13 protein-coding genes are annotated in these 14,099 nt (G+C 59.4%); 6 read left to right on the top strand and 7 right to left on the bottom strand.

The genetic code is table 11. The features are described 5' to 3' along the window. The first annotated feature begins 111 nt into the window (after positions 1-111). The 6 genes from AC1RKH_RS22375 to AC1RKH_RS22350 all read left to right on the top strand — a co-directional run bounded on the left by AC1RKH_RS22375 (position 112) and on the right by AC1RKH_RS22350 (position 7,699). Positions 112-342: a hypothetical protein gene (locus AC1RKH_RS22375; protein ID WP_493064153.1), complete on the top strand. Its 231-nt coding sequence runs from the start codon at positions 112-114 to the stop codon at positions 340-342. A 774-nt stretch (positions 343-1,116) separates the two neighbouring features. Next, the gene (locus AC1RKH_RS22370) at positions 1,117-1,812 is read left to right on the top strand and encodes an alpha/beta hydrolase (RefSeq protein ID WP_493064154.1); all 696 of its coding nucleotides are present in this window, start codon (positions 1,117-1,119) and stop codon (positions 1,810-1,812) included. Positions 1,813-2,112: 300 nt separating this feature from the next. Then, complete coding sequence (locus AC1RKH_RS22365) at positions 2,113-4,944, top strand: xanthine dehydrogenase family protein molybdopterin-binding subunit (RefSeq protein ID WP_493064155.1); 2,832 nt, start codon at positions 2,113-2,115, stop codon at positions 4,942-4,944. Then, complete coding sequence (locus tag AC1RKH_RS22360) at positions 4,937-5,476, top strand: (2Fe-2S)-binding protein (RefSeq protein WP_123424869.1); 540 nt, start codon at positions 4,937-4,939, stop codon at positions 5,474-5,476. The genes AC1RKH_RS22365 and AC1RKH_RS22360 overlap by 8 nt, the downstream gene beginning before the upstream one ends. A 2-nt stretch (positions 5,477-5,478) precedes the next feature. Beyond that, entirely contained in the window at positions 5,479-6,726 is a 1,248-nt protein-coding gene (locus AC1RKH_RS22355) for a c-type cytochrome (protein WP_493064156.1), read from the top strand. Position 6,727: 1 nt separating this feature from the next. Beyond that, the gene (locus AC1RKH_RS22350) at positions 6,728-7,699 is read left to right on the top strand and encodes an XdhC family protein (protein ID WP_123424867.1); all 972 of its coding nucleotides are present in this window, start codon (positions 6,728-6,730) and stop codon (positions 7,697-7,699) included. A 78-nt stretch (positions 7,700-7,777) separates the two neighbouring features. On the opposite strand, the gene AC1RKH_RS22345 is transcribed toward AC1RKH_RS22350, so the two are convergent. The 7 genes from AC1RKH_RS22345 to AC1RKH_RS22315 all read right to left on the bottom strand — a co-directional run bounded on the left by AC1RKH_RS22345 (position 7,778) and on the right by AC1RKH_RS22315 (position 14,070). Beyond that, the gene (locus tag AC1RKH_RS22345) at positions 7,778-8,008 is read right to left on the bottom strand and encodes a hypothetical protein (protein ID WP_071550498.1); all 231 of its coding nucleotides are present in this window, start codon (positions 8,006-8,008) and stop codon (positions 7,778-7,780) included. Between the two features lie 150 nt (positions 8,009-8,158). Beyond that, positions 8,159-8,383, bottom strand: coding sequence for a hypothetical protein (locus AC1RKH_RS22340; RefSeq protein WP_493064157.1), 225 nt, complete (start codon positions 8,381-8,383; stop codon positions 8,159-8,161). An 88-nt stretch (positions 8,384-8,471) separates the two neighbouring features. Then, a complete protein-coding gene (locus AC1RKH_RS22335; protein WP_493064158.1) occupies positions 8,472-10,124 on the bottom strand; it encodes an ABC-F family ATP-binding cassette domain-containing protein in 1,653 nt (550 codons plus the stop codon). Between the two features lie 181 nt (positions 10,125-10,305). Continuing rightward, positions 10,306-11,394 carry a molybdenum ABC transporter ATP-binding protein gene (gene modC / locus AC1RKH_RS22330; RefSeq protein ID WP_493064159.1) on the bottom strand — a complete coding sequence of 363 codons (1,089 nt, stop codon included), beginning with the start codon at positions 11,392-11,394 and terminating at the stop codon, positions 10,306-10,308. Between the two features lie 3 nt (positions 11,395-11,397). After that, positions 11,398-12,078, bottom strand: a complete 681-nt coding sequence (gene modB / locus AC1RKH_RS22325) for a molybdate ABC transporter permease subunit (RefSeq protein ID WP_493064160.1) — start codon at positions 12,076-12,078, stop codon at positions 11,398-11,400. Further along, positions 12,079-12,846, bottom strand: a complete 768-nt coding sequence (modA, locus tag AC1RKH_RS22320) for a molybdate ABC transporter substrate-binding protein (protein ID WP_493064161.1) — start codon at positions 12,844-12,846, stop codon at positions 12,079-12,081. Positions 12,847-13,005: 159 nt separating this feature from the next. Next, positions 13,006-14,070 (bottom strand): NAD(P)H-dependent flavin oxidoreductase, encoded by a 1,065-nt coding sequence (locus tag AC1RKH_RS22315; RefSeq protein WP_493064162.1) that lies wholly within the window; start codon positions 14,068-14,070, stop codon positions 13,006-13,008. Between the last annotated feature and the right edge of the window lie 29 nt (positions 14,071-14,099).

Raw genomic sequence — 14,099 nt, 5'->3', positions numbered from 1 at the left:
ACTGAATCCAGGAGTTGCATCAAGTGCACGAGAGGGTTATCAAGTCTTGTGCAGTCATACCGATTTTCAGAGCGTCGCATCGTGTGAAGCGGCGACGCGGAGGGAATTGCCATGTTACTCAACAAACCCGAACACGAACTGCGCAGCGATTTCCAGAATCTTGCGTCTGATTTGCGATGGTCGGCGGTGGAGCTCAAAGCCATTGCCGAGCGGCTGAGGCAGAGCGGCAATGAGATCGACGCTCAGTCACTGCTGAAAACGTGTCAAGTGCTGGAGACCGCCGAAGATCGGCTTGCAACCTACGCGGATGAAGTGAAGGCACACCGAATTAGCCTTAAATGAGCATCGCTCACTCTGTCTGCTTCTCGGGCCTCGTAATTTCAAGGCTCGGGCTTGCTGCATGCTTTTAGATTTGACGGAACGATGGAAATTTCCAAGCGTCCAAAATGAGGTCGCCGGAACACAGTAGGGAGAGGTATCAAGTTGAAAGCAAGGTTATCAAGTCTGGCCGTTGTCATATTAATGGCACTCGGCGGAATCTCGTTGCTGTTCGTAGCCAAGTACTGCATCGAGTACTTCGAAGGGCCCATTGCCGAGTCCTGGATTGATCTCGCACTCGTTCTGGCGGCCTATGTACTGTTTTTTCTGCTTGAGCCCTTACACAAGTGGTTGAGAAAAAAATGGAGTAAAGGTGCGAGGCAAAAAGAAAGACAACGTGAAGGTGAGGGTGTCAGATAAGCGATGGTTTCAACCGCTTGATACACAGGCTTTGGTCCAGATGTCTGGAATCGCGAGATTTCCGTAACGCTGACAACCCTTTCACGAACTCTTCACCCTAACCTGCCTAGATTGACCTCACTCCTTTGATATATCCCCTTTAAGCCCGCCCGCATGCGGGCTTTTTTTCGAGCTGAAAAATCTCCGTTCATCGATCACCCCCCAGACCCCATACGATGCTGAAGGGCGCCAAGGGATAACTTTGTAGACGAACTGATAGCGTCGTGCTAATCCCAGTGGTGGCAAACGCCCAGTGATGGGCGTATTGCGCCACATCATGAAGGCCTGCGCCGAGTGAGAGTGGCGGTTACTCAACTCTACGAAACCGGGAGCGATCTGATGAGCGACAAACCCACGATTTTGTTGGTACACGGCTTTTGGGGAGGCGCAGCGCACTGGAATAGGGTCATCGCGGAGCTGCTTCGAAGGGGCTATGCCTCTATTCGCGCCGTTGAACTACCGCTGACCTCACTGGCCGACGATGCGGAACGCACGCGCAAGATGATTGCGCAACAACCAGGACCGGTCTTGCTGGTGGGCCACTCTTATGGCGGTGCGGTCATTACCGAGGCGGGCGATCAACCGAATGTGGTGGGTCTGGTGTATATCGCCGCGTTTGCCCCCGATGCTGGCGAGAGCCCGGGCGGTATCACTCAAGAGCATCTGCCTGTTGCGGCGCGGAACCTTGTACCCGATAGCGACGGTTATTTGTGGGTCGATCCGAAGCTCTACCACCAAAGCTTCTGCCAGGACCTGCCGGAGAATGAGGGGCTGGTGATGGGCATCACGCAGAAGGCACCTCTGGCCAGTACCTTTGGCGACACGATTACCGCGCCGGCCTGGAAGAAGAAGCCCTCGTGGTATCAGATCTCCAGTGACGACCGAATGATCGCCCCCGAAAACCAACAGCGGATGTCCGCGCGGCTCGGCGCCAGAAAGGTGATCACCCTGAAGGCAAGCCATGCATCACTGGCTTCGATGCCGGTCGAAGTCGCTGGATTGATCGATGAAGCAGCGACGGCCGTGACGAAATAGTGGCTGCCGAAAATACTGAACCCCGTCATCGTGCGGGGTTTTTTATGTCCCATGAAAAGATCCGGGAAAGCTGTGCAGCTTTAAACCCGCGTAAAGAGCCCCCCTCTTACAACGAGGGAAAACCACCTTCGAACTACTATTACTTTTGCCGAGGCCTGACAAATTCGATAAAGTTAACCATTAGGTCAGCTTTTCGGCTTTTCAGCCCTTCGCATCGCCAGGAAGGGCTCCTGAGACCAACGATTTTCCAGTACACCATAACGACATGGGCGGAATTCATAACCGTCCAGAGGATGATCCATGTCCAACCGTGATATATCCCGGCGCTCCTTCCTGCAGGGCGGGTTGATTGCTGGTGTCAGCGTGACGCTGACCCCGCTCAGCTCCCAGGCGTTGGCTGCCTTGATGGAAAACAGCGTGACCGTGCCGTCCGAGCAATGGCTCGGCAACAACGGCAAGGCCCGTATGCGCAACGACTCATTGTCCAAGGTCTGCGGTAGCAAGGTATTTGCTCGCGACATCCGCGCCAAGGACATGCCGGGCTGGCCGCAGCAACAGGGCCACGCGATGCTGCTCAAAACCATTCGCGCTGACCGCATTTATGACGGTTTCGACCTGTCGTTGCTGGGTGCCGAGTTGCAGCCTGATCGCATCGTCACCAGCGAGGACCTGGACAAGGATGGCATTGTCTTCCCTGAAGACCATGCGCCCGATCCGCTGCTGCCGACCGGCAAGGTGCCGATGTTCATCGGCCATCCGGTGGCGATCCTGATCTGGAACGACTTCGAGCGTTTCCGCCAGGCCAAGAACAAGCTCAAGTTCAACGACAAAGCGATCCGCTACGGCGCCGAGGCTCCGTTTTACACGCGCGATCCTTATGGCAGTTTCCGTTATGTGCGGGTCGGTGGGGCAACCTCGGCGGATGAAGACGAGTTCGCCAGCCTGAAGGACTCGATCCTGTTCCCGATGATTCGCGAACGGCGTCCAGTGTGGAACGCCCAGCCAAACCTGCATGGCAACCTGACCGAACGCGGCCTGTTTTATGCCGAGCGCATGAAGCAGCAACTGGAAACCCCGCCAGAAGGCTGGATGGTCTTCGACGAACGCTACAAGACGCCGTCGATTGAACCGGCCGCAATGGAACCAGACAACGGCAACGGTTGGTACGACCCGGCGACCAAGACCCTGCATTTTGTCGTCGCCACCCAGTGCCCGCTGGAGGCCGCAACTGAAACCGCGAAGATGATCGCGCCATCGCGTTTCGGCTTGAGCACGCTGAACATGCACCCTGGCTACACCGTTGGCTACGGTTCCAAAGACCACAACATTTTTGTCTACTACGCAGCCCTGGCGGCGTTGTATGGCGCCGGTGTGCCGGTGCGTCTGGCCAACGACCGTTACGAGCAATTCCAGAGCGGCATCAAGCGTCATCCGTTCAACATCCGTTACCAGTTGGCCGTCGACAAACAGGATCACACCTTCAAGATTTTCCGTGCGGACATGTCCATCGACGGCGGTGGCCGAATCAACTACAGCCCTTCGGTGGCAGCGGTTGGTGCGACGGCTGCGCAGTCGATTTACTACATGCCGCAGAACGACCTGCAAGTGACCGCGTACCACTCGCGCGGCGTTGAAGCCGGCTCCATGCGTGGCTACGGCACCCTGCAAAGCATGGCCGCCACCGAGATGATGGTGGATGAAATCGCTGATCGTCTGGGTATCGACGCCATCGACCTGCGCAAGAAAAACGCGCTGCTGTCCGGTATGAAAAACACCCAGGGCGCAGTGCCGGCAGGTGCGTTGCGCCTGCATGAAATTCTTGAGAAGGCAGCTGATAACGAGCTCTGGAAAAACCGTCACGCGCTGAAAAAACAGGAGGACGCCAAGGACCCGTATAACTGGTACGGCATTGGTTTTGCCATCTGCCAGAAAGACTTCGGCACCGGTTCCGAAGCACCGATGGCGAGCGTCGAGTTCACCGCTGACGGCCATATCACGCTGCGCCACATCGGCATCGAGATCGGTACCGGCATGTCGACTTCCCAGGCCTTGGTGGTCGCCGATTTCCTCGGCAACCCGGCCAGTGAAGTGAAGACCGGTGAAACTGAATGGAGGGAGCTGCAACTGACCAGCAGTGGCAACCCGTACCTCATGAGCCAGGCCGAGCAGGACACGGTGCTGCGCAACCCGCGTTGGGTCGGCAAGATTGCCTCGGCGTCGTCGGCGACCAACTCCGCTTACTACTTCAGCCACGCCACCCGTGAAGCGGCACGCGTGCTGTTCAACCACGGTCTGTGGCCAGCCGCCGTCGAAATCTGGCGTCAAGGCCCGTTCGGTGGTCAGGCCAACCCGTATGTGGTGCGCCGCGAAGACGCGCATTGGGTCGACGGCAAATTGACCGCCAACGGCATGGAACCGCTGCCATTCACTGTGTTGGCCAAACGTGCCCATGAGCGCGGCCTGGTGACCGGCGCGACCGTGCACGGTTTCAATCGCTGGAGCTGGGCTGAGGCCGAATACAGCATCAATGGCGTGCGCGAGCGTCTGCCACTCGACGGTCTCGCCGTGAAGTATGGCGACGGCGCACCGACCGCGATAAAGGCGCAGATGAGCAGCGCCGGTTTCCACCTGTTGGATCGGCAGAACATTGCGTACCCGGCGACCCAGTTGAACAACGCGGCGGTGACGTATTACAGCCCCGTGGCCACGCTGGTCGAATTGAAAGTGAATAAAGGTTCGGGCGAGGTGCAAGTCCTCAACCATCACTCCTGGCTCGAATGCGGCCGGGTGTTGGTGCCGGAACTGGTCAAGGGCCAGCTCGAAGGCGGGATCGCCATGGGCATCGGTCACGCGCTGCTGGAAGAAATGCCGCTGTACGAAGGTGGACCGGGGGAGGGTGACTGGAACTTCAACCGTTATCGTTTGCCGCGCGCCAAGGACGTTGCGGTGTGGAAGCAGACCTCGGAAATCCTCCCGCCATTGTCGCCAAGCGATCCGTCCAAGGGCATCGCCGAGGTGGTGATGATTCCGGTGGTGGGTGCCATCGCCAATGCCGTGGCCCACGCTATCGGCAAACGGGTCCGTGACCTGCCTATCACGCCAGCACGCATCAAGGAGGCCCTCAATGGCTAACCGTCCGCTTCAAATGACCCTCAATGGTCAATCCGTCGGTCCCGTCGAGGTCCCTGATGATCTGCCGATGATCGACTACCTGCATGAATACCGAAACCTCACCGGCTCGCGCCTGGGCTGCGGCCAGGGTATTTGTCATGCCTGCGTGGTGATTGTCGACAACCCCGACGGCACCAGCGAAGAAGTACGCACCTGCATCACCGGCGCGCATTACTTCGAGGGCAAGAAAATCCGCACCATCGAAGGTCACGCAGTTCGCGATGACAGCGGCAAGGTCACTGAACTGAACCCGATCCAGCAACGTTTCGTCGACGAGTTCGCCTTCCAGTGCAGCTATTGCGCCCCGGGTTTCGTCAACGCCGCGACCGTGCTGGTGGAAAAACTCCAGCGTCAGCCGATCAGGAAAAGTCAGCTGGAAGCGGTGATCGAGGACAGCCTCGGCCATCACATCTGCCGCTGCACCGGCTATGTGCGCTATTACAGCGCCACGCGCAACGTGCTGACCGATCTCGGCCTGGTCAAGGAGGGTTAAGCATGAAGCGACTACTCTCCGGCCTTGGCGCTGCGGTCGGTCTGGCCGTTTCGCTGATGGCGATTCAGCAGGCCCAGGCCGCCGATCAGCAACAGGTCAAACGCGGTGAATACCTGGCGCGGGCGGCGGACTGCATGGCTTGCCACACCGCACCCGGTGGCGCGCCTTATGCGGGCGGCCTGCCGATCGTGTCACCGTTCGGCACCATCTACGGCACCAACATCACCCCGGACAAGGATCACGGCATTGGTCTGTACAGCGACGATGAGTTCTTTGCCGCGCTGACCGAAGGCAAGCGTCGTGACGGCGCCAACCTGTATCCGGCGATGCCGTACACCTCGTATCACTTGATGCCGCGTGAAGACTCCGACGCGATCCACGCGTACCTGCAGACCGTCGCGCCGATCAACCGTGCCGCCCCGGTCACCCGCCTGAGCTTCCCGTTCAACGTGCGTCCGGGGTTGATGGGCTGGAACATGCTCTACGGCAAAGACGTGACGCTGGCGTCGGCGATCGGCAAAAGTGAAGACTGGAAACGCGGCCAGTACCTGGTCGATGTACTCGGTCATTGCGGTGAGTGCCACACGCCGCGCGGTTTGCCCGGTGCGATGCAGCAAGACAAACGCATGACCGGCGGCCTGCTCAATGGCTACCTGGCGCCAAGCTTGCTCGCCAACGATCTGGCGGCACGTGGCTGGACGCATCAGGACCTGAGCTCTTTCCTCAAGCACGGCATGAGCGCTCAAGGTACGATGTTCAACGAGATGTTCCCGGTGTTCCATAACAGCACCCAGAATCTCAATGATCCGGATCTGGCGGCCATGGCAACTTTCCTGCTCGGCGACCCGCCACCCCAGGCGAAAGTGTTGACCGAGGTACCGTTGGCGAAAATGACCGAGAGCGCCCAGCGCGGCCATCAGGATTACCTGAACGTTTGCGCCGGTTGCCATGGCGCCAACGGCGAAGGCAAGCCGCACATCGCGGTGGCGATGCAAGGCAACACCACGTTGCGTCTGGAAGATCCGCGCAACCTGTTGCGGGTGATCACAGACGGGATTGGCGAACAGAAGTTTGCCGGTTTCGAGCGTATGCAGCCGATGCCGGGTTTCGCCGACAAGTTGAGCCATCAACAAACGACCGACCTGATCAACTACTTGCGTCAGGCCTGGGGTGGTCAACCGGCTGATCTGCCGATCAGTCAGATCGAGCAGTTGAAGGCGGACACTCCCGCTGAGCACAAGGCGTACTGATATGCAGCATCTTGACCTGCAAGTGGTTCGGCGAGCATTGGCCTGGTCCAGCGCCGGTCAGCGTGTGTGGCTCTGCAGCGTGCTCAGCACCTACGGTTCGGCGCCCCGTGCGCCGGGCTCGATGCTGGCGGTCAACGACAGCGGCCATTGGATTGGTTCGCTGTCGGGCGGCTGTGTCGAAGACGACTTTCTTGAACGCATGGCCGAAGGGGCCTTTCAAGACGCCGTTTCGGTGGTGCGTTACGGCGAAGGCGATGACCCGCGCTCCCAGGTGAAACTGCCCTGCGGCGGGTTGCTCGACGTGCTGGTGGAAAAGCTTGAGCCGGACTGTGAGGTGCAGGCCCATCTGCGTGAGCTGGAGTCCGCGTTGCTCGGCCAGCGTCGCTTGATTCGTGAAGTGAATCTGGCCAGCGGCGCACGCAGTTTGCTGGTTGACCGTGAACACGGGCCGCGCATCGAACGAGAAATCGATCGGGTGCGTGTGCGCGTCGGTGCGGCCCAACGCCTGCTACTCGCCGGATATTCCAGCGTGGCGCAGGCGTGTGCCGAGTTTGCGGTTGGCCTGGGTTTCGAGGTGATTCTGTGTGATCCGCGTGATGAGGTCCTCGAAGGGGTGGTCCTTGAGAACGTGGAGATTCGTCGTGAACTACCGTCGATGTTCATCGCCGACGGTGGCTGTCACAGCGATACGGCGGTGGTAGCGCTGACACACGATCCGCGCATCGATGACCTGGCAATGATGGAAGCGGTGCGCACCGAGGCGTTTTACATCGGTGTGATGGGCTCGATGCAAACCTCGCAAAAGCGCTTCGAGCGTTTACGCCGTATCGGTGGTTTGGGTGAGGCTGAGCTGGCACGTATTCACGCGCCGATCGGGCTTAATCTGGGCAGCAAGACGCCGGCGGAAATTGCCTTGGCGGTGCTCGCCGATATTCTGCGTATTCGCAGCGGTATTGCGCGGGATCGGCTCTGAAAAACACCGTGTCGGGGTAGCGCCGATCCTGGGCGAGTCCCGGCTTGAACTGGCTTGAGCGTACGAGCCGGGACTTGCTTAGCGGAATCGAGGCAATGGCCGGTCGATAGGTTTGAGCGACGTCAGCGCATTCTGAATCAGCGGTGCATCTTTCTCGATGTCTTGCAGACGGTCGCGGATTTTCATGGCAGTGGGGTGGCCGCCATGAATGTCGACCCAGTCGGCAATTTCCTTGCAGGCAGCCGCTAAGCGCGCCTGACGCGAGTCGAGCAGGGTGAGCAATGTGGTGATGGACTCTTTTTCGGACATGAGAAACACCTCCGTATCAGAGAAGCTTTTGATCGAGCAACAAAACGCTCGCCGGGAGCGAGCGTTTGCCGATGAGGTCGCCGATCCTTCAGCTGAAATCAGTATAGACCCAGAAAGCCAATTGCAGCGGAGCCGCTTCAGGCCTGCGTTTCAGACTTTACGCGAGCTTCGCGAGCTGGCGGCATTAAGCCGTCGGCACTCACGCATGGCATCTTCCATACGCTCATAACCATCGCCAATAAAACCGCCCCCGGTGCGGGTATCGGCGATCCGGTACCAGACTGCCGCAATCGGCTGCTGATGAGACACTTCACCCTCCCGGCGACCCTGGACGATGGTCTTGTTGCAACGTTTCACAACGAATATGTCTTCCATGGCGTCACCGAGGTGTAATCGTGTTCACATCAACTATAGAAGCAAGTTGGAAAGGTGCAAAACGGCTCCGTGCTGTTCGTCACTTGAGTCAACGCCATAATGGTGCTTCGACACGTTGCAGGCACCACCCGGTGCGCTGCCAGTGCAAGGTGTGGGTGGGTGCCAGTGCCCGCAGGAATTCGGCATCATGCGAGGCGGCAATGATCGCCCCCGGAAAATCGCGTAATGCCAGTTCCAGAGCCTGCACAGACGCAATGTCCAGGTGATTGGTCGGCTCGTCGAGCAACAGCAGCCGGGCCGGATTCTCCCGCCAAAAGGCAATGGCAATTGCCGCTTTCAGGCGTTCGCCGCCGCTGAGCAGGCGAGTCGGCACGCTCACGCGCACAGCGTCCAGTTGCAGTTGGGCCAGACGGCTGCGCACCGAGCCTTCCGATAGCGGTGTGTCGAGCAGGTTCAATTGCTCGATGATGGAACGTTCTGGATCGAGCAATTCCAGATGTTGATCGAGGTAGGCGCTGGGCACGTGGGTCAGGCAATCGCCGCTGACGGGCTTGCAGTGTGCCGCGAGCATTTTCAGCAAGGTGGATTTTCCGCAACCGTTCGGGCCACTGAGCGCAACCCGCACCGGGCCCGCGAGTGAAATAGTGAGGAAGGTTGTCGGCGCCTCGGGTGGCAGCCAGGGCAGCTGCGCGTCGATTAGCGTGATGATCTGCCGACTGGCCGGCACAGCGGTTCCCGGCAACGTCATCAGTACCGGATCTGACGGTAGAACCCGCGCGTTGGCCTCTCGTACCTGATCATTCATCGCTGATTTGTGGGCCTGATGAGCGTGACGTATGTGGCCCATGATCTCGGTGGCCGCGCCTTTAATTTTAGAACGTTCGAACCGTGAGACGTTGGCGGTTTCAGCGTTTTTGCGTGATCCGGCAGCGCGTCGCTGAATGGTGTCGTGTTCGCGCTGTAGCCGTTTGAGCTCACGACTGCGCAGTGTACGGCTGTGTTCAAGGACGGCGTGCGCCGCGGCTTGCTCGACCTCGCGCTGCTCAAGGTAAGCCGCATGGTTGCCACTAAAGGTCTGCACCCCCAGGGCATTGAGTTCGACGATACGTTGAAGGCTGTTGAGCAGCATCCGATCATGGCTGACCACAATCAAGCCGCTGCGCCAGTGGGCGAGCCGGTCCATTAGCCAGCGGCGACCGTCAGCATCCAGATGGTTGGTCGGTTCATCCAGCACCAGTAAATCGGCCTGGCTGAGAAACGCTCCAATCAGTGCAATGCGTGCACGTTGGCCGCCGCTGAGCGTATCCATGGGCTGATGCTCCGTCAGCTCCGGCAGGCCGGCTTCGTCGAGCAACAGGCGTAATTGTTCGGGTAGGTCCCAGCGCTCAGCCACATGCTCAAGGTCTTGGGCTGATGCGGTGCCATCGGCCAGTCTGGCGAGCGCATCAAGTATCAGGGCCACTCCCGCTGCTTGCGCGACGCTCTGACCGCCGACGGCAATCGGTTCTTGCGCCACGTAGGCAACGCTGCCAAAGCGCCTGAGTGTGCCCGAAGCAGGCGTTAACTCGCCGGCAATCAATCGGGCAAGCACGGATTTACCGGTGCCGTTACGGCCGACAATGCCGGTGGGACGATGGTCGAGGCGCAGATTCAGGGAGTCGAACAGAGTTTCGCCATTGGCGAGCTGATAGGACAGCTGGTTCAGGGTTACAAGCGCAGGCAGACGCGTGACGTGAGTCATGGCACCTCCAAAAAATGTCGAAAAGACCAACAAGTGCCTGTGGCAGCTTGTTGCGCATACATTTTTGAAAGGCTTAGTTGTTCACGTCGAAAGGTCGTCCGGCATAGGGGAAAGGCGGCCAGACTAGCTCAAAAGACTATCCCCTTACAATGGTTATGGTCTTGTTGCGCGCGTCAACCGATTACGCGAGGACCGCCACTGACTTGATTTGCGCCCACAGTTGTTGGCCGGGATGCAGTTGCAGGTGATCGCGGGAATAGCGGGTGATGCGCGCCAGCAACGGCGTTCCGGCAGCATCCAGGCGCACCAGCACGTGGGCGGCGTTGTCTGCGGAAATTTCACTGGTGACGGTCACTGGCAGGCGATTGAGGATGCTGCTGAGTTCACCACCCTGAAGGCTCAGGCTGACATCTCGAGCCTGGACTTTGACGCGCAGCTGTTTGCCCGTGGCCAAAGGCGAATGTGCGACCCGCACGTTCAATTGGCTGTGGGGCAGTTGCAGAGTCAGCAGTTGGTAATTGGCGTCGTAGTCCGTCACCTGACCCTCGATGACCACGCCGGCGTCGTCGCCCAAGGCCAGTGGCAGGTCGAGCCGCGCCAGGGTTTCGCCGACAGGACCGCTGGCCAGAGCCTTGCCGTAGCTGAGCAAGACAATGTGGTCGGCCAGCCGCGCAACCTCATCCTGCGAGTGGCTGACGTACAACACCGGGATTTCCAGTTCGTCGTGCAGCCGTTCGAGGTACGGCAGGATTTCGCTTTTGCGCTGTGAATCCAGCGCTGCCAGTGGTTCGTCCATCAACAGCAGTTTCGGGCTGGTGAGTAGCGCCCGGGCGATGCCGACCCGTTGGCGCTCGCCACCCGAGAGGTGTTGTGGATGACGGTCGAGCAAATGGCCGATTCCCAGCAGTTCGGTGGCGTGGAGCATGTCGACCCGGCGCTGCTGGCGTGGAATACGCCGCAGGCCAAACTCAAGATTGGCCAGCACCGACAGATGGGGAAACAGACTGGCCTCCTGAAACACATAGCCCAGTGCTCGTTTGTGCGGGGCGACAAAGAGTTTTTTGCTGCTGTCCTGCCAGACTTCGTCATTGATCTGGATAAAGCCTTGCTCGGCTCTTTCCAGGCCGGCGATGCAGCGCAGGCAGGTGGTTTTGCCCGAACCGGAATGGCCGTACAGCGCGGTCACGCCTCGGCCGGGCAGGTTCAGGTCGACGTCCAGGGAAAAATCCGGATAGCTCAATTTCAGTCGAGCGTGAATCGTTGAGGCCATCGATCAGCTCCAGCCGGCTTTGGTTTTGCGGCTGGAGTACAGCGCCAGCAAGACCAGGAATGAGAACACCAGCATCGCCCCGGCCAGCCAATGGGCCTGGGCATATTCCATGGCTTCGACGTGATCGTAGATCTGCACCGATACCACACGGGTTTTGTCTGGAATATTGCCGCCGATCATCAGCACCACGCCGAACTCACCGACGGTGTGGGCGAAGCCGAGAATGGCCGCGGTGATAAAACCGGGCCTGGCCAACGGCAAGATCACGCTGAAAAAAGTGTCCCAAGGGTTGGCGCGCAAGGTGGCGGCCACTTCCAGCGGACGCGTGCCAATCGCCGAGAAGGCGTTCTGCAACGGTTGGACGACAAAGGGCATCGAGTAGATGACCGAGCCGATCACCAGCCCCGCAAAGCTGAACGTCAGAGTGCCCAGCCCCAGTGATTGGGTGAGCTGGCCGACGAACCCGTTAGGGCCGAGGGTCAGCAGCAGATAGAAGCCGATTACCGTTGGCGGTAGCACCAGGGGCAGGGCGACAATTGCGCCGATGGGCCCGCGCAACCAGGAGCGGGTGCGCGACAGCCACAAGGCAATCGGAGTACCGATGAGCAGCAGGATGACCGTCGTCAGGGACGCCAGTTTGAGGGTCAGCCAGATGGCGGAAAAGTCGGCACTCGATAGCGTCATTTAGAGTTGATAACCGTAGGACTTGATGACGGCAGCGGCTTTAGGCCCTTTGAGGTAGGCAACCAGTGCCTTGGCGGCCGGGTTGTCTTTGCCTTTGTTGAGGATCACCGCGTCTTGTTTGATCGGGTCGTGCATATTGGCTGGGACGATCCACGCCGAACCGCCGGTGACTTTGCCGTCTTTATAGATCTGCGACAAGGCGACGAAGCCTATTTCAGCATTGCCGGTGGAAACGAACTGGTAGGCCTGGGTGATGTTCTGGCCTTCAACGATCTTGTCTTTGACCTTGTCGGTCAGGCCCAGCTTGGCCAATACCTGGGTCGCAGCAAGGCCGTAAGGGGCGGCTTTCGGGTTGGCGATGGACAGGTGCTGATATTTGTTGTCGCTGAGCACTTTGCCCTTGGCGTCAACGTAACCGTCCTTGGCCGACCACAGCGCCAGGGTGCCGATGGCGTAGGTGAAACGCGAGCCCTTGACCGTGTCGCCTTCGCTCTCGAGTTTTTGCGGGGTGCTGTCGTCAGCCGACAGGAACACTTCGAACGGCGCACCGTTTTTGATCTGGGTATAGAACTGGCCAGTGGCGCCATAGGCGGCGACCAGTTTGTGCCCAGTGTCTTTTTCGAAGTCGGCAGCAATGGCCTGGATCGGTGCGGTGAAGTTGGCCGCGACCGCAACCTGGACTTCATCGGCCTGGGCTGAGCCAAACGCAAACACGGCGAGCAAGGATGCCAGGCAAGTAGGGGCAAAACGTGAGACACGAATAGTCATGAAGCGGCTCCGAGGTGCAAGTGAGGTGGGCAGTTTGTTGTTGTCGGTCGACTGCGCCGGGGCTGAAGCAAAACGCTATATATCGGAATATATAGCGAAATGGCGACGAACGGAACTCACGGGCTTTCCTCGAGCGAAAATTGTATACAACTTTTTGCGCTATCGACGCGCCATCAATGCCAGCGCCTCGTCAGCCAGCCGCCGGGTCAGTTCAGCGGTTGGTAATTCAATCCCAAGCCGCAGCGCTTGCCCGGCCCAGAGGTTGCTGAAATCTGCTTCATCCTTGGCCCGCAGTGGCATCAGCGCGCCGCCGGCCAGCGGGAAGCTCGGTGCTTGCGGGCTGATCGGGCCGAGTTCGCGCATGACCCGATTGATAATCCCCCGTGCCGGACGTCCGCTGAAAATGTTGGTCAGCGCCGTCTCGCTTTCCTTGGCAATACGCAGTGCCCGGTGATGAGAAGCACTGACCTTGGCTTCAGGCGTAAACAAGTAGGCGGTGCCCAATTGCACCGCCGAGGCGCCCAAGGCGAATGCGGCGACGATTCCGCGCGCATCGCCAATCCCGCCAGCGGCGATCACCGGTACGTTGACCGCATCGACGATTTGCGGCACCAGGGCAAAGGTGCCGACCTGGCTGCTCAGATCATCGCTGAGAAACATCCCGCGATGACCGCCGGCCTCATAACCCATGGCGATGATCGCGTCGCAGCCGTGCTGTTCAAGCCAGATCGCCTCATCGACAGTGGTCGCCGAAGACAGGACTTTCGCGCCCGTGGCCTTGACCCGCTCCAGCAGGGATTTTTCCGGTAGGCCGAAGTGAAAACTCACCACCTGCGGGCGGAACTCCTCGACCACCGCGCAGGCGGCGGCGTCGAACGGTGCACGGTTGGAAACCGGTGTCGGTGCGTCAAAGTCAGCGCCCAGTTCGCGGTAATACGGTTCCAGCAGGGTTTTCCATTGTGCTGCGCGCTGCTCATCGGCCAGCGGTGGTTGATGGCAGAAGAAGTTCACATTGAACGGGCGCTGGCTGTGTTGGCGAATGATCTTCAGCTCTTCGCGCAATTGTTCGACGCTGAGCATGGCCGCGGGCATTGAGCCGAGAGCCCCGGCATTGCTGGCCGCGATGACCATGGCCGATCCGTTGGCGCCGGCCATGGGGGCCTGGATAATCGGCAATTCGATACCGAGCAGATCAAGAATGCGCGTGTCAGGCCACTGGCTCATTGGGACGTCCTCTTCATGACAAGAGCGGA

Source organism: Pseudomonas sp. GW822-FHT06B12 (assembly GCF_058799675.1).
This window is presented reverse-complemented; position numbering and strand designations above follow the sequence as displayed.